This window comes from Ruminococcus sp. J1101004sp1_RTP21198st1_B9_RTP21198_201120 (assembly GCF_040924245.1).
GTDB lineage: Bacteria > Bacillota > Clostridia > Lachnospirales > Lachnospiraceae > Blautia_A > Blautia_A faecis.
In genome coordinates, this window is sequence record NZ_JBCOMI010000025.1 from 1 (window position 1) to 22,716 (window position 22,716).

Here is a 22,716-nt window from a genome sequence, read left to right on the forward strand (position 1 = left end):
TGTAAGTACGGTTCGGGGGCGAGTATTTGGAAACCTACCATAGCAATATGGCAAGGCGCTGGGTACTTAGCCTACAGAGGGAAGGACGTATTATCCGTCAGGGAAACCATAATAAAAAGGTTCATATCTTCCGGTATGTAACTGAATCCACATTTGACAGCTACATGTGGCAGTTGATCGAAAACAAGCAGAAGTTTATTTCCCAGATCATGACCAGCAAAGCACCGGTCAGAAGCTGCGAAGATGTGGACGAAGCGGCACTGTCCTATGCAGAGGTCAAAGCACTGGCAACCGGAAATCCAGCAGTAAAAGAGAAGATGGCATTGGATGTGGATGTGGCGAAATTAAAGCTTCTAAAAGCGAACCACATGAATAACCAATACCGACTGGAAGATGATATTGCAAGGAATTTTCCGCAACAGATTGCAAAACTGACGGAGATTATTGACAGCTATAAGGCAGATATCGCTCATTTTTCTGAGCATAAAATTACAGATCCAGAGCAGTTTTCTATGGAAATCAGTGGCAAAGTGTTCACAGAAAAGAAAGAGGCAGGAGCGGCTCTTCTGGCGGTCTGCAAAGACATTAAGTCTGTAGATGCAGCTATGGACATTGGAAGTTATCAGGGATTTAACATGAGAATCCAATTCGACAGCTGGAGCAAAGAGTTTATCCTGTCTGTAAAGCATGAATCGGTAGCTAAAGTTCGGTTGGGAGCCGATGCCCTGGGAAATATCATTCGTATCAATAATCTTTTAGAAAGTTATCCGGAAAAACTGGCAGAAGCAGAACAACGGCTGGAAACGGTACAGGAGCAGATGACAAATGCCAAAGAGGAAGTCGGGAAGCCATTTCCAAAAGAAGAGGAACTGAGCCAAAAACTGGAGCGGCTGTCAGAATTAAATGCACTTCTCAATATGGATGAACGGGAAGATACAGAAACAGAGCAGTCGGAATCAAAAGAGAAAGAAGAAAGACCGGCACGAGGTTCTATCCATGAGAAGCTGCAGATTTATAAAGAAAAGAGTCAGCGGGAAAGTGAAACTGGCAAGGAAAATAGAAAGCGGGACTTCGGTCTGGAATAAGAAAACAAGGAAGATGGCATAATCTGGCAGAAAGAATGTTCTGTGGGTTATGCCTTCTTTCAGAATACGGGAGGAACTTATATGGCAAGAAGTATGATAACAGGTAGAGAAACACAGAAAATGCAGGAATATACGCAGGAACGGATCAATCAGGCAGAGCGTAGAGGCGTAGAGTTTCCAACAGATGTAAAAGAACAGATTTCTGAATATGCGAATCTGATCGGTGAGGAAGAGAAAGTTAGGACTCTGGTAAGAAATCTGGCAGATGCATTGAGCAAAGCAGATGAGGAAAGTGTAGAGGATTTACTGGATGATGCAAGAATGGATATTCAGGACTTACCAGATCCAACCATAGGCAAGCTGGAACTTCGGGATTATGGATATACAGCAGAGGATATGGTACCGCTTAGAAAAGAAGCAGCCTTAGATTATCACAGGATGGGTTCTAAGATTTATTGCTTGGGCAGCGATGGCGGTAAGGGAGAGTATGCAAGTAAAGAAATGATACAGGCACATGAAGGTCTGTTTGGCATGGAATTACAGATGTGGGAACGGATAAGGGATCAGGATCTGGATTATGCCGATGAAGATTTTGGAGCATTTCAGGAGCCTATGAGTGTCATTGAGCAGGAAGAAGCACTGAAATTATACGATGCCGGAGCAGATATTTATCTGATCACTAATTTTTCGTCACCAATCTATGTCACGGAACGCATGGAAATCGAACGAGGACCGGAGCATTATCAGATGTCCATGGCAGAACGGGAGCGTTTCCGTAACCTGGAATGGGAAATGCAGAAATATCCGCAGATTCAGTCTTTGAAAGAGGCAAACCTGTTGTTAGGAACAAGGCGAACCTTTGGTATTTATCAGATCAAAGATGATTCACCGGGCGAAAATTATGCATTTATGAATATGAGTTTTATTGAAAGTCATGGTATGCAGATAAAAAAAGAAGATTATGAGCTGGTCTATGTTGGAGAATTACTGGGAAATACGTCACTGGATGATATTTTTGAAAGGTTCAACATTGATAGACCGAAAGACTTCCGTGGGCATTCCCTGTCTGTCAGTGATATCGTTGTTTTGAATGATGGGGAAAAAGTAACAGCTCATTTTGTAGACAGTATCAGTTTTGAACAGCTGGATTCTTTCCTGAATCTGGAAGAACAGGTTCTTAGTGAACTGGCATATGAGGTAGGAGAACGGTATTTTGCTATTCAGAGGACAGAAGAAGGATACGATTATTCCTTTTACGATGAAGATTTCCGTCTGATGGATGGTGGCGTCTATGAAAATGATGAAATTTCTATTGAAGAAGCGGCAGAGGAACTTTTGGAAGACGAAGGCTGGACTGGAGAACGCATCCGTGGGGATTATGATCAGTTGATGGAAAAAGTGAAAGAAAGGGATGAGGTTGTAATGGCAGAGATTCAGAAAAGCCAGGGCGAATATAAGCCACTGGCTAAGGTAGAAGAACTGGAAGAGGCGAATTATAACATGATTGACAATGTACTTAACAATATGCCACTGAAGAAAGAACCTTATCTGGAATACTTTGCCACAGAATGTGATGAGTTCCATGATATGGGAGCTTATGAAAAAAGTACCGATGTTAATCAGATAGCTGCAGTCTATGAAAAATATAAGGAGAATCCAGAAACTGCGTATCTGGGATGCTCGATGGGAATTATCTATCGTGATCCGGAAGACAGTTACTACGATGATGCTGAATTTGCAATCGTAAAAGGAAATACAGTACTTGGAAATCTGATGGATGATGTTCGGTTTTATGGAGAGCTTGCACTGGTACGGGAAGGGATTGAGAAAATTCATGAAGCATTGCCGGACTACAAGTATGTACCGATGAGGGATGTTCGAGAAGCAATGTATCCAGAGAAGATGACCACAGAACAGCTGGCAGAGGCACTGGATGAGATTGCAGAAGCATTTGATCCGTATGATTACCGGGATCATGTAGAACCAGGGCAGGATACCTTACAGGAAGTCATGCTGGATCTGCAAAGTGGAAATGTTGGTTCTTATATTTCCTTTCTGAAGGATGTGATTGAAGAAGACTGTGAGCAGTCCGTGTGGGCAGGTGTTTTGCTGGAACGGCTGAAATCCTACGAACCAGATATATCCAAAGAAACAGAGCCGATGGTGTATGTGAATTACTGTGAAAAGCGGGAGCTGATGGAACCACGCTGTCAGAAGCTCTCAGATCTGGATTCCCGTACTGCACAGAAGGATAAGGAATGGTACGCAGACCGTAATCCGAGGACGGATGAGCCGATGGTAACAGCCCAGATGTTTTTTACTATATATTATGCGGAAAAAGGCGATAAAATGCTGCAATATTTCAAAGGGAAAATAGATATTGGAACAGGAAATGGCGGTATTTTAAGTCAGCTGAAACTCCAAAATGAACTGAAACTTACGGATGAAAGTTGGATTGGTTATCTGAAAAACAAGGGAAATGAAGAGTTTCAGAAGTGTATGGAAGATCTGACCGATATGCAGAACCATGTGCTGCCATATTTGCAGAGCTTTTGCAGTCTGGAAGAAAAAAGTGTGCAGGAAAAGCAGGAACGGCAGGTTGCAGAAAAGCAGGACAGCAGAGTAGAAGCGTCAAGAGCAGCGAATGTGACAAAAGGGGATAATGACAAAGCTGTGAAAAAGGTAGTTTCGAGTATGCAAACAGAAAAGAATAAAGCAACTACGAAGGCAAAGAAGCCATCTATTCATGAACGACTGGAAATCAATAAGAGAAAAATCCAAGAAAAGCAGGGAAAAGATGACCCGGAGAGAGGAGCTGATCGGGATGTAAGAACGGTATAAATTTATAGAAAGGCACTTGGCTCCGTTTTGGACATAGCAAAAGTGCTGACAGTGACGAACGAAGATGTGCTGCCTGCTTATTTGCAGAGAGTATCTGATTTTGAAGACTGCCTGCTTGCAACTTGTACGAAGGCGAATCAGTGTGATGCGATTGTGACAAGGAATAAAAAGGATTTTCTTTCCTTTTGGATTACACTGCTTTCTCCGGAAGAACTGCTGAATATTTATTCGTAAAATATGTTTTTACAATCGGTAGCAGAAGGAAAGTTGAATGATAACTCCGATCCAGCATACTGGAAAATATAAAAATTTTATAACAAAGTGGAAAACCCTGCGTAGGATCAGAAATGTTCTCACAGGGTTTCATGTATCTAATAAAATATAGAAATTTAGCTGATTTCTGCTAGAATAAGAAAAACTGTTAAAAAAATATCGTACATAGATCAAAAAGACTATATATGGGCGACCTTTTAAAGCCGATTTATATAAAATAGAAGAAAAAAAGGTGGTCGATACCGTGGATATAAAAACAGCGGTCATATATCGTTTAAACGATCTGATTAATCAGAAAGATATCACAGTGAATGAGGCGGCGGTATGTTCTGGCGTTCCTCCTTCGACATTAAAGAATATTTTGTATGGTCAGAGTAAGAATGCTGGCGTAGTTACAATAAAAAAGATATGCGATGGATTGGATGTCACAATACAGGAATTTTTTGCTGATCCCATCTTTGCAGATTTGGAACCCGAACTATAGGAAGAGTAAATGCTCATAGGATTCAGATTCTGCAGGATGGATTTTTTATGAAAAAGAGTTAGGAAAAACTAACCTATGAGGACATAGATGTATAAAATAGCAATTTGCGATGATGATAAAAATTATAGGGAGAAAATAGAGAAGGTTATAGAAACGGAAGGGATTCTTCCTAAGAGCGAGATACGGTTTTATGAATACGAGTCAGGAAAGGAACTACTGGAAAATGCTGATATTTTGCATGATTTGGTCTTTATGGATATGCGTATGCCCGGATTGGATGGGAATAAATCGGTACTGAAGCTGAGGGAATACAATAGGGCAGCGATATTGGTGTTCTGCTCCGGATACTTTGAACCGACTCCAGATAGCATCAATATTGGGCAGCCGTTCCGTTATATTATGAAAGACTTGCATGACAGAAGTCTGAAAAGGGAAATCCCTGCGATTTTATCAAAAGTAAAATTGCACTGTGGAGATTATTCCGTGACGGTTACATCAGCGGGAAGAGTAATTCGTATCTATACGGAAGACATTTTATATATCTGTCTGGCGAAAAGGGGTTGCTCTATATACGTTGCTAGGCAGGGGGAGATAGATGAGATGCATTGTAAGGAATCTTTAGGCGATTTATATGAACGTCTGGCCGGAAGGGGATTTGAGTATGCACATAACAGTTATATTGTAAATCTGGCGAAAGTGGAAGGATTGGAAAAGAATGTGGCGCTGCTACAGATGGGAATCCAATTGAATGTTTCAAGGTCGAGAAAAGGTCAGTTTGCTGACGCTCTGATCATGTTTCTTGGGGAAAGGAACGGCATGGTATGATAGTAAGAGATTTTTTGATCTGCCTTCTTCAGATGTATCTGTTGGAAGATCTGGAAAAGAACATGCTCCCATACAGAAGAGAAAACTTTTTGGGAAAATTTCTCGTATATTTTGTCATAGCGCTGGTAATGCTCGGAATCAACCACTTGGAATCCTCAATATTTAATATGGTAATGATTCCGGTAACGTATATGATTGTGTCAATGGTTGTGTTCCGGGGAAATATATGGAAGAAGCTGGTTATAGTATGCTGCTATTATGTGCTGGCAATTATTCCTGAATTTCTCTTTGCAACGCTTACGAATGCGTATGGCGTGACAGGTGCATCTGAGGGTTTTGGGACGGAAATAGAAAAGACATTAGCGCTACTACTGATGAGTACCATGACATTTCTATTTATTAAATGCATTAATCAGGTAACGAGAAAAAGGGATTATCTGACGATTGAGAATAAAACTTTTACTGTGCTGCTCATGCTGCCAACCGCTACGATCATTATATTAGGATGTGTGTTTTATTCAAATATTTCTTTTGAAGGAATGAACAGGGTTATGGTTCCGGTAGGAGCTTCACTGCTGCTATTGACGAATATCTTCATTTTCTCAGTGTTTGACCGGTTTGTAGAGAAATCAGAAGAAGTGAAGAAGATGGCCCGGCTTTACCAGAAAAGCAGGGCGGAGATTGCTAATTTACAGTATATGAATAAGGTCAATGAGGATAACAGGGCATTCTTACACGATATAAATAAATTTATTTGTACAGTAGCCGGTTTGATGGAAGAAGGAGAAAATCAAGAGGTCAAGGAGATTATGGAACATTTAGGTGTCCGGATTCAGAGCCTTCAAAAAGGTGTGTATTGCGAACACCCGATCTTGAACAGCATCCTGTGCGAAAGGAAATTCCTTGCGGAATCTAAGAATATTTCCTATAAGATTACCCTGGGTAATGATCTCAGGCTGGACTTTTTGGAAGAACTGGATATGATCTCAATCGTAGGTAATCTTTTGGATAACGCACTGGAAGCGGCAGAAAAGACAAAAGATGGCCGATATGTAGAATGCAGGATGTATATGGGAAATGAGGAACATTTCCTTGTTATGGAATTTTGCAACGGGTATGTTGTTCCGCTGTTAAAGGACAAGGACCGGTACATAAGCACCAAAAGAGATGCAGACAGTCACGGGATCGGACTGCATACGGTTGGAAAACTGGTTAAAAAGTATGCTGGAATTATGAGAGTGGAGGTCGGAGAACAGGAGTTCTCTGTTAAGCTGATCTTTACAATAAAATAAAGATGTGCAAAAATCGCCCAAAAAGTTACCGTTTTTGCCACGGTAATTGAAAAGAGGGCGATTTTTGTGTAAACTTTCGAAAAAAAAGGAGGCATGTAACTATGAAAAAAACAATCAGAAAAAGCTTGGGTATCAAAGTACTTGGAGTTGTAAACTGTCTTGCACTCTGCCTGACGGCATATACGGCAAATCTGGCGTGCAACTGGCTGTACTATCAGGAAGAAGAGCCGGAAGAAGTTAAGAAAATGAGGAAATTCTAGTGTGGAAAAAAACTACCGGCTGGCTTTTTGAAGTGCAAAAAAGGAACGGGATTCTTGAAGAAAAAGACCGCAGGTTGTATGAATATGCTTACGGTGTACTGCTGGGCAGGGTCGCGATATACCTTATCACTGTCATACTTGGCATCGCAACGGGGAATTGGCTGGAGATGCTAGTCTTTTTATTGCCCTTTACTGTTCTAAGGCAGTATGCCGGAGGAATTCATTTAGAAAAAGCAGGGAGCTGCATGATTGTTTCCAGTATCCTTGTCCTTCTATGCAGTCAGTATCTGGCATCTGACCTAATTGTGACGTGGCAAATGCGGATTATATGGCTTGTCGCAGTTGGATTCATATTTGCTATGGCACCGGTGGATGCCAGCAGCAAGAAACTGGATGTGAAAGAGAAGAAAGTTTATGGGATGCGCGCGAGGGTAATTTTAGTGATTGAATGTGCGATAGCAGGTGTTTTTTCTGTGACCGGATATTCCCTGATCGTAAAGGGGCTTATGGTAGCGCATATTGTTTTGGCGTCCGGTTTGATATTGGGATGGATCAAAATTTTTTTTGACAAAGAGTTAGAGGTAACTAATTACAGGTAGAAATAAGAAATGATTGAGAAAAACATATTACAAAATGATGGTAAACAGAGAGAAAAAGAACATTATGCCAGAGGAATATAAAAGTGAATATGAAATTGATAAAAAATACGGAAAACATTAGTAAAGAGAAAATAACCTTGTTTTGTCTGCCATTTGCGGGAGGCGGTGCTTCTGCTTATAACCAGTGGGCGAAAAAGATGCAGGGGAAAGTAACGGTATGTCCAGTTCAGCTTCCGGGAAGGGAAGAACAGATCATGGAGAAACCGTATATAGATATGTCGGTTATGTTAGATGACCTGGAAGAGGCTGTAAGAAAGGTTGTGTACGGACCGTATGCCTTATGGGGACACAGTATGGGTGGGAAGATCGCCTATGAGCTGGAAAAACGGTTGGAGGCAGCGGGATATACTGCAAAATGTCTGTTTATTTCCGGCAGCCGGGTTCCTAGTATTCCGGAGCCAAATCCAATATATCATCTTCCGGATGAAGAGTTTAAGAGGGAACTGGGGAGATTTGAAGGGACGCCAAAGGAGGTACTGGAGAACCAGGAATTGCTGGATTTCTTTCTGCCTATGCTGCGGGCAGATTTTACCATGGATGAAACGTATTATGACAAGGCGGGAATAGTGCTGCATACGCCTATCGCTGCATTTGGCGGAGAAAAGGACGGAGAAGCGGATGAGAGTGCGATCTTGGAATGGGGAAAGTATACGGACAATGATTTTAACTACAGGATATTTCCGGGAGGACATTTTTATCTGCGGGATTGTGAAGACGAAGTAATAAGTGAGGTCATGAGACTGCTTTAGAGAATGAAAAATGGAGATTAAACGATACGGAGAAAAGGAATTTCTGTCAGCAGACAAACTTTATATCCGTGAAAATGAGATACATATATGGTGTATCCGCTGGTCTGAAATGACAGATTTCTGGAAGAACCATGAATATATCCTGAGTGGGCAGGAATTGGAGCAAGCCGGAAGATTCCGTTTTCCTGAAGACAGGATGCGTTATATAGCCGGGAAGGTTGTCGTGCGGATCCTCTTAAAAAGATACTTAGATATGGAAACGATTGATTTTTCTGTCAATGAACTGGGTAAGCCTTATCATAAAAAGATTGCAGGAAAGCGGACAGTGGATTTTAACATTTCGCACTCGGGTGAATTCATACTGGCGGTATTCGCTGTCGGAATGGATATCGGAGTGGATGTGCAGGAGATGGCAGAGTGCCCGGACTATAGGGAGATAGCGGAAAATTTTTATACTGCAGAAGAAGCGGAAGATGTAAAAAATGAAGGACCGGATCTGTTTTTCCAGTACTGGGCGGCGAAAGAGGCATATGTAAAGGCGCTTGGGATTGGATTAGGAAGAGGAATGGATTTCTTCTCTGTCAGAAACGGAAAAATTGCAGAAAAAGATAAGAAAGATCAGGACTGGTTTCTGTATCCGGTCAGGATCAAAGGATATGCTGCGTATGTGGCGGCGCATAAGAAAGGAGACAGATAAAATGGGTTATAAGAAAGATATGAGCAAATATGAGAATCTGGAAGGCTGGGAGAGATGTGGCTTTGGAGAACAGCTTGATAGGTGGGCGGAAAAATATGGAGAAAGAACTGCGGTCACGGACAGTGAAGACGAGATCAGTTATATGGAATTAAAGCAAAAAGCAGATTGTCTTGCGGCAGCTTTTCTGCGTAAAGGGATTTTAAAGGGAGATAAAGTGCTTGTGCAGCTTCCGAACAGGATTTCTTTTGTGATCGTGTTTTTTGCGCTTTCCAAGATTGGGGCGGTGCCAATCATGATGCTGCCGGCCCACAGGGAGGCGGAACTGGAAGGAATTATTGAACTGGCAAAGCCGGCCGCTTATATTGTGGTGGAGAAATATCTGGGATTTTCATATGTGCCGATGGCAAATGCGATGAAAGAGAAATATTCATGTATCCGGCATATATTTATAGATAGCGAATCCGGGGATATCAGTGGAATGATTGCGGAAACGTGTGGAGAAAATGGAGCATTTCCGGCTGTGGATGGGTATGAAACGGCGGTGCTTTTGCTGTCAGGCGGGACGACAGGGGTTCCGAAACTGATTCCGCGCACCCATACGGATTACATGTATAATGCCCGCATGTCCGCGAAGAGATGCCGCCTGGATAGCAGTGACGTTTATCTGGCGTCTCTTCCGGTAGCTCATAATTTCCCGTTATGCTGCCCGGGGCTTTTAGGCACGCTGGACGTGGGAGGAAAAGTTGTGCTTGCGTCTGCGACCAGCCCGGATGATATCCTTGACGCAATTACAGAGGAAGGTGTCACGATAACGGCATTGGTTCCTGCTATGGTTACTGTGTGCATGGAAATGCTGGAATGGGATGAAGATTATGATATATCCAGCCTGCGGATTTTGCAGGTGGGCGGCGCAATGCTGGAAGATTCCCTTGCGGATAAGATCATTGAAGAATGGCCGTGTAAACTGATGCAGGTATTTGGTACGGCGGAGGGGCTACTGTCCTTTACTAGCCCGGAGGATGAAGGTTCCCTGATCGCAAGATGCCAGGGAACTCCGGTGTCTCCTGCGGATGAAGTGAAGATTGTGGATGAAGAAGATAAGGCCGTACCGGAAGGAGTTTTTGGGGAATTATTATCCAGAGGCCCGTATACGATTGATGGTTATTATATGGCGGAGGAAGCGAATAAAAAGAGCTTTACGCCGGACGGATTTTATCGGACGGGCGATAAAGCTATGTGGACGAAAGACGGAAGGTTACGTTTGGGCGGGAGGATCAAAGAGCAGATTAACCGCGCCGGAGAAAAGATCATGCCTTCAGAGATTGAAGCTTACCTTTGCAGGCATTCGAAAATCAAAGAGGCAGCCGTTGTCGGCGTTCCGGATGAAACCCTTGGAAACCGGATATGTGCATTCCTTGTGACCGATGATGAAGCCGGGATCGATTTACAGGAAATCCACAGGTTCCTGCGGGAAATAGGCGTTGCGGCGTATAAAATGCCGGATCAGATAGAATGGGTAGAGACATGGCCGCTGACCAGCGTAGGAAAAATAGATAAGAAAGCATTAGAACGGATGGCACAGGAAAAATAGAAGGAGACAGAATTATGGAATATATAGAGATAAAGGAACAGATCAAACAAAAGCTGCCGGTAGCCAGAGATTTGGGAGATTCCGAAAATCTGCTGGAGCTTGGGCTTTCATCCCTGACGATCATGCGTCTGGTAAACCAGTGGAGAAAACAGGGGGTTAAGGTTTCATTCGGTTCATTGATGGAAAATCCTACCCTTGAAGGCTGGTGGGCGCTAATCCAGCGCAGCATGAAGAAAAAAGCGGGCAAAAAACGGGCGCAAGAATCTAAGATAACGCCGGAAAAGGATATGAAACAGCCGTTTCCTTTAACAGACGTACAGTATGCATATTGGGTTGGCAGGGATGAAGAACAGGCTCTTGGAGGAATAGACTGTCATGCGTATTTAGAGTTTGATGGGGGAAATATAGATCCGGAGCGTCTGGAAAAAGCATGGAATGTGCTGCAGTATCATCATCCCATGCTGCGTGCCTGCTTTCTGGAAGATGGGACACAGAAAATCCTGGATAAGCCGTATTGTGAAAAAATAAAGGTTCATGATTTTTCACGGATGCCATCTGAGGAAGCCGAGGCAATGGCAGTATCTGTCAGAGAACGTTTATCCCATCGGAAGCTAAAAATCGAGGAAGGCGAAGTGGCAGGAATAGAGCTTACGCTTTTTCCTGAAAATAGGGCACGCATGCACGTGGATATGGCACTTTTGGTTGCCGATGTACAGAGTTTGCAGATCTTATTGAGGGATTTGGCGGCTGCCTATCGCGGAGAAAGCCTTCCGGCAGAATCAAAAGGGTGGAATTTTGCTTCTTATCTGGAACGGCAGAAAGAGGAAGATAAGGAAGAGAGAAACAATGCAGAAGGATACTGGAAAAAACGCTTGGAGCATTTGCCGAAAGGGCCAGGCCTGCCACTGGCAAAACGGCCGCAGGAAGTGACAGAGACTGTATTCAACCGCAGGATTGTAAGGATTGGCAAGGAAGAGTGGGCTCATCTGCAAGTACGGGCAAAGGAATACCAGACAACTCCGGCAATGGTTCTTCTTACTGCATATGCGACGGTTTTGGAACGGTGGAGCAGGAATCATCGTTTCCTTATTAATATTCCATTTTTTAACCGGAAAACAGAGCAGCAGGGATTGGAAGACGTGATAGCAGATTTCACTACACTGTTATTGCTGGAGATTGACTGCGAAGGGAATCCGACGTTTGCAGAATTGCTAGACAGGATCCAGAAGCAGCTCCATGAGGATATGAAGTATACGGCATATTCCGGCGTGCAAGTCCAGAGAGACCTTGCACAGATGTATGGAGACGCATCGGCAGTGGCGCCGGTTGTTTTTGCCTGCAATCTGGGAACGCCGTTGGTAAATGATACGTTCCGGAAAGAACTGGGGCAGTTTTCCTATATGATTTCCCAAACGCCGCAGGTGTGGAATGACTTCCAGAGTTATGAAGATGAAAATGGCGTACAGCTTACATGGGACAGCGTGGATAAGTTATTCCCGGAGAATATGATCCCGGATATGCTGGAGTGTTTTGAGAATCTTCTGCATGAATTGGGAAAGAAGGACTGGAATCAGCGATTTGATGTGCTTCCTGAAAAAAGAAAAAGAGAAATTGAAGATACAGCGCGTACAGGAGTGCCGGAGCGTGTGGAATGCCTGCATTGGGCTGTTATGAACCATGCGGAAGTTTGCCCGGAAGATATTGCGCTTATTGATGCGGGAAGCGGAAGATCGGTTTCCTATGGGGAATTAAAAGCACGGGCGACAGCAGTGGCGGCAGGGATTTCAGAAAAGGATATTAAGGGAGTCCCGGTTGCACTTACCCTGCCGCGCGGGATAGAACAGATCGAGGCGGCATTAGGAATTTTGCTTTCCGGAAATTCATACCTTCCGGTCAGCTTAAGCCAGCCTAAAGATCGGAGAGCGTTAATCCATGAGAAGACGGGAGTCCGCTATGTGGTCACGAATCGGGAATTATCCGAAAAACTGGACTGGCCGGAAGGTACGGAAATCCTTGTGATGGAAGGTATGGAAGAGGGACAGGAAAATGTGAGACTGCCAGAGGTGTCGCCGAAGGACAGCGCCTATATCATCATGACGTCAGGCTCTACAGGTGTTCCGAAGGGTGTAGAGATTGCGCATGAAAGCGCATGGAATACGGTTCAGGATATTAATGAAAAGTACCATGTGACAAGTGCAGATCGGGCGCTGGCTGTATCAGCTATGGATTTTGACCTGTCGGTATATGATGTTTTTGGAATTTTAGGCGCAGGAGGAACATTGGTATTGCTTCCAGAGCAGGAGAGAAGGAATGCGGATTACTGGCTGGAACAAGTGTTGAAATATCAGATTACCGTTTGGAATTCAGTGCCGGTGCTTCTGGATATGCTTTTGATACGGGCGGAATCCATGAAACAGAAACTGCCGATCAGGGCGGTTATGCTTTCTGGAGATTGGATTGGGATGGATCTCCCGCAGAGGGTTGCGGCATGGACAGAGGATTGCCAGTTTGTCGCTATGGGAGGAGCTACAGAGGCAAGTATCTGGTCCAATTATCAGAATGTTACCCTGCCGATGCCGAAAAACTGGAAATCTATTCCTTATGGAAAGCCACTCAGATATCAGGCATATCGTGTTGTGGATGAGTATGGAAGGGATTGCCCTTACTGGGCAGAAGGTGAACTCTGGATTGGCGGTTTTGGTGTAGCAAAAGGATATAGGGGAGATTCTGCGCTTACGGGGCAGAAATTTATCACAGATCAGTATGGAAGATGGTATCGGACCGGCGATCTCGGAAGAATCTGGGATGATGAGACAATTGAATTTTTGGGAAGAAAAGACCATCAGGTAAAGATTCGCGGACACAGGATTGAATTGGGAGAAATTGAACATGCGATTCAGGAGTTTCCGGGTGTGGCTCATGCAGTTGTTGATACAGTTAGTGATGGTCATGGCAATAAAACGCTGGCTGCTTATATCGGAGCGCCGATACAGGAAGATTCTAAAGTTACAACGTATTTGTACGGCACAGATATCTTTGGCGGGGGCTGGAAAGAACTGAAGGATGATGTCAGCAATTGGCAGATGCAGCAGGAACGGAAGACAGCATACAAAAATTTCCTTGCCTATGCAGACCAGAGATGTGTACAGCTTATGCTGGAGACACTCATAGAGTTAGGCATTTTTGTATCAGAGAAGGAAGTTCTTTCGCAGAAGGAAATTTTTGAAAAAGGGAGCATTACGGAAACACAGAAGAATACTGTGGCAAGATGGTTGGAAATTTTAAAGAAGGAAGGAATCCTGAGAGAAGAGGACGGCAGACTATCGCGTACCGGGAAGGAAGTGGCTGTACCGGAAAAAGCTGGAGATACGGAAACGTATTTTAATAAACTGAAGCCGTATCTGAAGCATATGGTTACTGGGAATGAAGTTCCGCTGGACGTATTCTACCAGAAAGAGCCGGCTTTGGCTCCGAATATGCTGCTTCGGAGGATTCCGGGCTGCGAGGAAACAGTGGAAAGACTGGTGCAGGGATTAAGGCTTCTGGCAGAAGAACGCAGAAAAGAGCCACTCCAGATTATAGAAATTGGTACAAGGGACACTGCAATTACAAGACAGTTTTTGAATGCACTGGAAGATGTAAGCGTGGCTTATACTTATGCGGATTCTTCAAAATATTTTCTGCAGGAAGCAGAGAAAGAACTTGCGGGATATGAGAGAGTCGAGTTTGAGATGCTGAATCTGGAAGAAGGCATGGATAAGCAGCAGATGTCCTTGCATAGTTATGACGTTGTGATATCGGTAAATGCTTTACATAGAAATATTGATGCTGCGGATGCGGTAAAGAAAGTAGCGGAATTACTGAAGCCAAACGGAATATTGCTGATGACTGACCTTGTGGTAAGGACATACCTTCAGGAACTTACAGCGGCTTTTTTGGAAAATGGTTTTGCGGATATTCGGGACAAGAGAAAAGAAGCAGGGCTGGTTACCCCGGATTGCCTGCTGTGGAGAGAATGTTTATCAGAGGCAGGATTGGGCGAAGACTGTGCTGTGACAGAGAGATATGGAAGATGTATATGCTGCAGCAGACAGCAGGCGTCTGTCCTGTCCTATCATAATGGAGCACTAAGGGAATATCTGTCAGAAAAACTGCCGGAGTATATGGTTCCACAGAACTATCATTTCATGGAGCAGCTCCCAACATTGTCCAATGGGAAGATTAACAGGAAGCAATTGCGGGAAGATTTTAAAGAAGAAACTGCGGTTATCCGATTTTCAAAGGCAACGACAGAAACAGAAGAAAAGCTTTTAGATATCTGGAAACAATTATTTGGATATGAAAATATCGGAATTGAAGATAATTATTTTAGCCTTGGGGGAGACTCGCTGATTGCCACAAGGTTGATCTCGGAAGTACAGAAAACCTTCGGCTGCAAAATAACGATCAGCACGATTTTTGAAAATCTGACCGTAAAATCTCTGGCAAAAGCTATTGAACAGTCCGAACAGAAAGAAGAAGATACACTGCAGATCAAACCGAATCTGGAGGAAGCATATCATCCGTTCCCATTAACCGATGTGCAGTATGCTTACTGGCTTGGCAGAAGCGGATTGTATGAATTGGGGAATGTTGCAACGCACTGTTATTTTGAACTGGATGCAGACGGCCTTGATACTGAGTGCGCAGAGACGGCATGGAATCTGTTGATACAGAGGCATGGGATGATGCGTGTTATTATCCAGCCGGATGGTATGCAGCGCATACTGGAGAATACTCCCCAGTATCATATTGACGTGACGGATATCCGACAATTGGAAGTGACAGAAAAAGAAAAGGCATTGGATGAAAAACGGGCAGAGATGTCTCATCAGGTAATTCAGACAGATGAATGGCCTCTGTTTGATGTGCGAATCACTAAAATAGAGGACCAGAAGCATAGAATCCATATCAGTTTTGATAATATTATCTTTGATGGCTGGAGTATGTTCCATCTCTTAAATGAGTGGGCAGAAGTATATCGAAATGGAAAAGCGGAAATGCCGATTACTTTGTCTTTCCGGGATTACGTGCTGGGACTGGAGCAGATAAAGTCTACCTCTGCTTATGAGAAAGATAAAAAATATTGGGAAGACCGGGTGGAGACTTTTGCGGACGCACCGGATCTGCCGCTTGCAAAGAACGAAAGCCAGATTACAGAGCAGCGTTTCTGTCGCCGGAGCGCAAAACTGTCACAGAAAGAATGGCAGTCTGTAAAAGACGCGGCGGGAAGACTGGAGGTAACGCCTTCTGTTCTTTTGATGAGTGCTTATGCGGAGACTCTCCGCTTGTGGAGCAGTAATAAGGATTTTACACTTAATCTGACGCAGTTTGACCGGAAACAATTGCATCCGGAAGTGAACAATCTGGTTGGAGATTTTACAACACTGACATTGCTGGAGATAAAGAATGCAGGGAATAATTTTGCGGAAAGGACAAAGGCAATTCAGAAGCAGCTTACAGAAGATCTGGAGCATACAGCTTATGGCGCGGTTGAACTGGAGCGCGAATTAAAGAAAAAGACTGGAAATATGCGGGGCGCTATTATGCCGGTAGTGTTTACCAGTGGCCTTGGCGTGGAGCAGTGGAATGAAGGAAAGTGGCTTGGAAAACTGAACTATAACATTTCACAGACGCCGCAGGTGTGGCTGGATCATCAGGTGGTTGAAATGGATGGCTGTTTATGCCTGTTTTGGGATTCCGTGGACGAATTATTTTATCCGGGAATGCTGGATGAGATGTTCCGGGCATATACCGGCCTGCTTCATACGCTAGCAGTTCATCCGGAGATCATGCAGGAAAAAACGGCAAGTCTGGTAACAGCGGAAATTTCAGAAAAACGGCGTCAGGCGAATGAAACGGCGGCTGAATTTGAAGAGAAAACGTTGGATGGATTATTCTTGGAGGCGGCAGACAAATTTCCGGATAAGGAGGCGCTGGTAACGTGCAGCAGGCGGATGACTTATCGGGAGATAAAAGAAGAGGCGTTTTACATTTCCGGGCAGTTGAAGAGCATGGGAATAAAAAAAGAAGAGACGGTAGCTGTATTTATGGAAAAAGGGTGGGAGCAGGTAGTTGCTGTTTATGGAATCCTGTTTGCCGGAGCCGCATATCTTCCGATAGATATCCATAATCCGAGAGAACGAGTTGAAAAGATTCTCCGTGACAGTGGAACAAGAATCATTCTTGTGCAGAATCAGGCGTATGATCAGGATACCGAATGGCTGCACGAGTGGGATTGTATTTCTGTGTCTGGATTAAAAACCGATTCTGAATACAAAGCACAGGAGAATAAGGCGGGAGACCTTGCGTATGTAATCTATACGTCGGGAACAACCGGGATGCCGAAAGGAGTAATGATTACTCACCATAATGCAGTGAATACAATACTGGATATCAATGCACGCTATCAGATTACAGAACAGGATACGGCGTTTGGAATCTCCAATCTTCATTTTGACCTGTCTGTTTATGATGTTTTTGGCGTTTTAGGCGCAGGTGGGAAATTGGTTCTTCCGGATCCGGAATATGGAAAAGATCCAGCGCATTGGATTCACTGGTTGAATCATGAGAATATTACCGTATGGAACAGCGTGCCAGCTTTTGTAGAAATGCTGGCAGAATATGAGGAATATCAAAGGCAGGTAACTTCACAATCGTTGCGGTTGGTAATGATGAGTGGCGACTGGGTTCCGGTTTCACTTCCGGGGAGAATCCGTAATCTGTTTCAGAATGTTGAGATTGTTGCACTTGGAGGAGCGACGGAAGGCAGTATTTGGTCCAATCATTTTGAGATCCCAGAGATTGTGCCGGAAGATTGGAAGAGTATTCCGTATGGGAAACCGCTTGCAAACCAGAAGTATTATGTTCTGGATCAGAATATGGAAGATTGCCCTGACTGGGTACCGGGAACACTTTATATTGCCGGAGATGGCGTTGCACAGGGATATTTAAACGATAATGAAAAAACAGAAGAAAAGTTTGTTGTTTTAGATAGAACTGGGGAACGATTGTATTGTACTGGAGATATGGGACGGTATTGGAATGAAGGTAATATTGAATTTCTTGGAAGATTGGATAATCAGGTAAAAATCAATGGATATCGGGTAGAATTGGGCGAAATTGAAGCTGCATTACGAAGGATTCAAGGTATAACGGAAGCGTTTGTTTTTTTTAAAAGGGATAATGCGATAGAAGACATATGTGCTGTATTAGTAGAGGAAAAAAGGTATCGTGACCGGATAGACAAGTTTTATAAGGAAATGTTAAAAAAAGATCTTCCGATCTATATGATTCCAACAGAATATATTAAAACGAATGCTATTCCGCTTAATTCAAATGGGAAAAAGGATATTCATAAAATTTTGATTGTTGCAGAAAAAAATAGAAAGCCTATTTTTAAAAAGAATAATAATTGTAAACAGCTTACTCAACTTCAGGAGCAATTACTCGCAATTTGGAGAGAAGTTTTAAAAATTGAAAATATTGATATAAATGATAACTTTTTTGAAATAGGTGGAAATTCGATACAGGCAATACAAATTACTAACCAAATGACGGAGAAAATAGGGTGTTTTATGGATATCGGCAAGTTATTTGAGTATCCGACTATCAGCAAAATCGAAAGATATATATTAGAGGAAACGTAATGAGTAAATACATATTTAATAATGATACCGATATTTTGGAGTTTTTGGAGCAACTTAGAGAGAATGGCATTCAAATTTGGGGAGAAGGGGAGAAAATTCGATACAGATCTAAAAACAGACAATTGGCACCGGAAACATTAAGGATTCTTAAAATGGCTAAAGGTCAAATTTTAGATTTCTTTCGAATGATCGAAAAAAATGTGATTCCATTAACATCAATACAAACAGCTTATGTTGTGGGACAAACGGCTGGGTGTGAGTTGGGAAATATAAATGCGCATTATTACATCGAATATATAATAGAATCTTTGGATGTTGAACGACTTGAGCAAATGATAAATCTGGTTATTTCTAAAAATGATGCATTACGGTTGATTGTAACACATGAGGGGAAAGCGAGTTTTTTAGATAATGTGCCATATTATTCTGTGCCAGTTTATTCATTATATGATGGGAATGATAGAGAGCAAAAGCGGCTAGAGAGAAGTCATCATAGGTATAATTATTATAAATGGCCCATGTTCCATTTTTGCGTTGGGAAAACATCAGGAAAGACAAGTGTTTTACATGTAGATTTTGATTGTATTATTTTGGATGCATGGAGTGCAAAATTACTGTTGAACGAGATTTTCAGTTTGTACTATGGAAAAGATGTTAAATTTCCACGAATCTCTTTTATGAATTACATGAGATTAAAAACAGATAAAGGAGATTTGGAAGCTGAAGAATACTGGAAAGAAAAAGTAAAAAATATGCCGAGCTTTCCCAAACTGAATTACCAAAAAAAATTTGCAGAAGTGCAGAATGTAAGATTTGATAGAATTGAATGTGATTTTTCTTTTATAGAAACACAACGATTATATCAGAAAATAAAAAACTATCATTTTACTCCTGCTGCAGTAATTTCTACAATTTTTATGAAAACACTGGCACAATATAGTGAAACTCCAGGACTTTCCATAAATGTAACATTGTTTAATAGACAGTTATTGCATGAAGATGTGAATGGGATACTGGGTGAATTTACTAACAATGCAGTAATATCATACCAAGAAAAAACGGATTCTTTATTGGATGCTATTCGAGCAACTCAAGAACAGATGTGGCGGTTAGTTCAATATAGAAAATTTGAAGGAAGCAATATATTAAAAATGCTTTCTTCAGGTAGAGCAGGAAAAGCGATTATGCCAGTAGTGTTTACTTGTATGCTGGAGGGGAATGTGTCTAAGGTAACAAAAAAAAGATATTCATTCAAAGAAGAATATGCGATAAGCCAAACACCGCAGGTGGTTTTAGATCACCATGTAAGAGATGATTTGGGATATTTGAAGATTTCATGGGATTATATTATTGACATCTTTGATAAACAATATATTACTGATATTTTTGGCGCTTATGTAAATAATATAAAGAAATTTATGGAAAAATATTAGGGAGAATAAAAATATGTTTGTAAAAGAATTGGAAATTACTTTGGAAAATGGAATGAAAATTTCAGGAGAATTAGATTTGCCAGAAAGGCAAGGTCAATGGAAAACGATTATTTTATTTCATGGTTCCGGTCCATCTGATCGGCACGCTACAGTTGAATCCATGGGAGGTATAGTATCCCGTAATTTTGATTTATTGAGCGAAGGGTTTGTGAAAGCTAGATATGCGGTATTTCGTTATGATAAAAGAGAAAATTATGATATAGAAATAATTATTCGGGATGCCAGAGAGGTAACGAGATTTGTTTCTGGCTTGTCTGAAGTGGAAGGAATTCTGTTTTATGGATGGAGTGAAGGAGTACGAGTTTGTACAACTTTAGTTTCAGATTTTCCGAATGCGCAGGCTTTGATTCTTCAGTCGGGTATTGCAGAAGGATGGAGTTCCTATTTCTCTTATATATTGCGCGAACTTACAGTAGAAAAGTTGAAAGAGTTGGATAACAATAGTGATAGCATATTAGAAATTTCGGATTTTTTGAATTGTATACCGGACTCCACATCTATCTCTTTCTCTCTGTATTTACTTATTCTTGGTACGGATAAGGAGGGAAATATGAAATTTAATGAAGAACTTGATCCAGAAGGGAAAGGAAGATTCAGCATAATAGATAATTGGATACCATTGGCAGATGAAATAGTTGCAGATCCTACTACTTTAATTCGATTTGCTGAAAATGCTCCTGGAGAAACATGGGCAGGAATATTAGATGACATAAAAAAAATCCAATTACCTATTTTAGTACTTCATGGTTTGAATGACGGATGGATTTCTCCGGTAGAAGCTGTGCAAATAGCAAAGGCAGCAAGGAATAATGCAGATATAATTTTGTTTAAAGGGTTGGGACATTCACTTTCTAAGGTAAGTTCTCCATTAAAGGATGAAGGCGGTACTATAGAAGATGAGGTTATTGTGAGAGTCGTAAAATGGCTTAAAAAGAATGTGGAATAGTTGAGGAAAGGAAATGTATATGATGAACGATCGAGAGTTTTCTAATAGAAAGGAAACATTACATGGAGAATTTTATGAAAATGCATTGAAATATCCAGAGAGAATTGCGCTTATCTATGAAAATGAGAAAGTTTCTTATAAGATGTTGCGTTTATATGCGTTGCGTGCAGCAAACTATATGTGGCAAAGAGGAGTAAGAAGAAATGATAAGATTGTAGTTATATTGCCGAGAGGTATTGGACAAGTAGCTGCATTGTTAGGAATTCTTGCAATAGGTGCAGCGTATGTTCCGATTGCGATGAAGCAGCCGTTAGGACGTCGGAAAAAAATCATAGAAAATGTCAAGCCGGCTCTTGTATTGCAGGATGAAGCCTTTTTAGAAGAGAATCCATGGACTGGGTGTATTGAAAATAATTCAAAAGATACTGCCTATATTATTTATACATCGGGCTCTAGCGGAGAACCTAAAGGAGTAGAAATGAGTCATGTGGCTGCAATGAATACAATAGAAGAAATTTTACATATGTGGAATATTGGTGCGGAAGATTCCGTATTAAATATATCAGCATTTGATTTTGATTTGTCGGTTTTTGACATATTTGGTCTTTTAACTGTTGGAGGGACAATTGTTTTAATTGATGAAGACGACTTTAGAGATCCAGAAGTATGGAAAAATCTGATAGAGATTTATGGAATTACTATTTGGAATAGTGCCCCCGCGTTATTGGACATGTTTTTGATAATGGGGGAAAATAATCATTTTGGTAAATTGCGGTTGGCATTAGTGTCAGGGGACTGGATTCCTTTATATTTACCGGAGAAATGGTATAAAGTAACTTCAGCAAACTCGCAATTTGTAGCGTTGGGCGGAGCGACAGAAGGCGGAATTTGGTCCAACTATTATTGCGTTTCAAAAGTAGATAGATTGTGGAATTCTATTCCTTATGGGCAAGCATTACCAAAACAGAAATATAGGATTACGGATGAAAATTTTGTGGAGTGCGGAGTTGATATTCCTGGTGAATTGCAAATTGGAGGTGGAAGTCTGGCAAAAGGCTATATTAATGATGAAGAGCTAACAATGAAAAAGTTTATTACGGATGTAAAAGGGGAACGTTGGTATAGAACAGGAGATCGGGGAAGGCGATGGGCAGATGGAACGATAGAGTTTTTAGGGCGAATGGATACCCAAGTAAAGATACGTGGACATCGAATTGAGTTGGGAGAAATTGAAAGTGTATTAAAAAGTATTTCAAGAATAAAAGAAGCCGTAGTTGTTGCTCAGGGGGATAAATACCATAAAGAATTAGTTGCATTTTACTTGGGAGAGTACATTGCAGAGAGTGAAATAGAAGATTATCTTAAGATACATCTTCCTGAGTATTCTATACCGAATTCTATAAACAGATTAGAAAATTTTCCTCTTAATGCAAATGGAAAAGTTGATAGAAGAAGATTGGCAGAATATCAGAAAACTGATAGTGTGGAAATAATGTCTGACAAAGTATTAAATATTGTACTGATGATTTGGGAGGAGCTATTGAAAAATAAAGTGGCTGATTTGGATGAGAACCTTTTTAAGATAGGTGCAGACAGCTTGCTTGCGGCTAGATTTGTTGCGGCTATTAATGCTCGTTGCGGAATAGAGGTACGCATGAAAGAGGTCTTTATGAATCCATCAATTAACGCACTAACAAAATTGGTTGATAAGAGAAAAAATACAGATATAGCAGAATTTGTAGAAGAGGGGGAAATTTAAAAAATGCAGGACACGAAAAAAGTAGCAGGAGAATTATTAGTAGAGCTTGAAAAAAAAGGCGTTACTTTTGAAAC

The 22,716-nt window shown here is 41.8% G+C and carries 15 protein-coding genes; all 15 read left to right on the plus strand.

Annotated elements, in window-relative coordinates:
* Positions 1 to 26 precede the first annotated feature (26 nt).
* Positions 27 to 1,085 (plus strand): helicase, encoded by a 1,059-nt coding sequence (locus AB5618_RS15585; protein WP_243251685.1) that lies wholly within the window; start codon positions 27 to 29, stop codon positions 1,083 to 1,085.
* A gap of 81 nt (positions 1,086 to 1,166) precedes the next feature.
* Positions 1,167 to 3,926, plus strand: coding sequence for a YodL domain-containing protein (locus AB5618_RS15590; protein ID WP_368366906.1), 2,760 nt, complete (start codon positions 1,167 to 1,169; stop codon positions 3,924 to 3,926).
* A 27-nt stretch (positions 3,927 to 3,953) separates the two neighbouring features.
* Positions 3,954 to 4,160 carry a PIN domain-containing protein gene (locus AB5618_RS15595; protein WP_055059678.1) on the plus strand — a complete coding sequence of 69 codons (207 nt, stop codon included), beginning with the start codon at positions 3,954 to 3,956 and terminating at the stop codon, positions 4,158 to 4,160.
* A gap of 283 nt (positions 4,161 to 4,443) precedes the next feature.
* The gene (locus AB5618_RS15600) at positions 4,444 to 4,683 is read left to right on the plus strand and encodes a helix-turn-helix transcriptional regulator (RefSeq protein WP_054337273.1); all 240 of its coding nucleotides are present in this window, start codon (positions 4,444 to 4,446) and stop codon (positions 4,681 to 4,683) included.
* 87 nt (positions 4,684 to 4,770) lie between these two features.
* Positions 4,771 to 5,508: a LytTR family DNA-binding domain-containing protein gene (locus AB5618_RS15605; protein ID WP_015528430.1), complete on the plus strand. Its 738-nt coding sequence runs from the start codon at positions 4,771 to 4,773 to the stop codon at positions 5,506 to 5,508.
* On the plus strand, positions 5,505 to 6,800 hold the full coding sequence (locus AB5618_RS15610; protein ID WP_015528431.1) for a sensor histidine kinase: 1,296 nt from the start codon (positions 5,505 to 5,507) through the stop codon (positions 6,798 to 6,800). Before AB5618_RS15605 ends, AB5618_RS15610 begins: the two co-directional genes overlap by 4 nt.
* A gap of 101 nt (positions 6,801 to 6,901) precedes the next feature.
* Positions 6,902 to 7,060, plus strand: coding sequence for a cyclic lactone autoinducer peptide (locus AB5618_RS15615; RefSeq protein ID WP_015528432.1), 159 nt, complete (start codon positions 6,902 to 6,904; stop codon positions 7,058 to 7,060).
* Positions 7,060 to 7,659 (plus strand): accessory gene regulator ArgB-like protein, encoded by a 600-nt coding sequence (locus tag AB5618_RS15620; RefSeq protein ID WP_054337272.1) that lies wholly within the window; start codon positions 7,060 to 7,062, stop codon positions 7,657 to 7,659. The genes AB5618_RS15615 and AB5618_RS15620 overlap by 1 nt, the downstream gene beginning before the upstream one ends.
* A gap of 89 nt (positions 7,660 to 7,748) precedes the next feature.
* Positions 7,749 to 8,468, plus strand: coding sequence for a thioesterase II family protein (locus AB5618_RS15625; RefSeq protein WP_179961046.1), 720 nt, complete (start codon positions 7,749 to 7,751; stop codon positions 8,466 to 8,468).
* Between the two features lie 10 nt (positions 8,469 to 8,478).
* Positions 8,479 to 9,165 carry a 4'-phosphopantetheinyl transferase superfamily protein gene (locus AB5618_RS15630; RefSeq protein ID WP_015528434.1) on the plus strand — a complete coding sequence of 229 codons (687 nt, stop codon included), beginning with the start codon at positions 8,479 to 8,481 and terminating at the stop codon, positions 9,163 to 9,165.
* Position 9,166: 1 nt separating this feature from the next.
* Positions 9,167 to 10,756 carry a (2,3-dihydroxybenzoyl)adenylate synthase gene (locus AB5618_RS15635; protein WP_015528435.1) on the plus strand — a complete coding sequence of 530 codons (1,590 nt, stop codon included), beginning with the start codon at positions 9,167 to 9,169 and terminating at the stop codon, positions 10,754 to 10,756.
* Positions 10,757 to 10,770: 14 nt separating this feature from the next.
* Positions 10,771 to 18,444 carry a non-ribosomal peptide synthetase gene (locus AB5618_RS15640; protein WP_195413105.1) on the plus strand — a complete coding sequence of 2,558 codons (7,674 nt, stop codon included), beginning with the start codon at positions 10,771 to 10,773 and terminating at the stop codon, positions 18,442 to 18,444.
* Positions 18,444 to 19,877 (plus strand): condensation domain-containing protein, encoded by a 1,434-nt coding sequence (locus AB5618_RS15645; RefSeq protein ID WP_368366907.1) that lies wholly within the window; start codon positions 18,444 to 18,446, stop codon positions 19,875 to 19,877. Before AB5618_RS15640 ends, AB5618_RS15645 begins: the two co-directional genes overlap by 1 nt.
* A gap of 13 nt (positions 19,878 to 19,890) precedes the next feature.
* Entirely contained in the window at positions 19,891 to 20,883 is a 993-nt protein-coding gene (locus tag AB5618_RS15650; protein ID WP_156340260.1) for a S9 family peptidase, read from the plus strand.
* A 19-nt stretch (positions 20,884 to 20,902) separates the two neighbouring features.
* Positions 20,903 to 22,642 carry an amino acid adenylation domain-containing protein gene (locus AB5618_RS15655; protein ID WP_015528439.1) on the plus strand — a complete coding sequence of 580 codons (1,740 nt, stop codon included), beginning with the start codon at positions 20,903 to 20,905 and terminating at the stop codon, positions 22,640 to 22,642.
* The last annotated feature ends 74 nt before the right edge of the window (positions 22,643 to 22,716 follow it).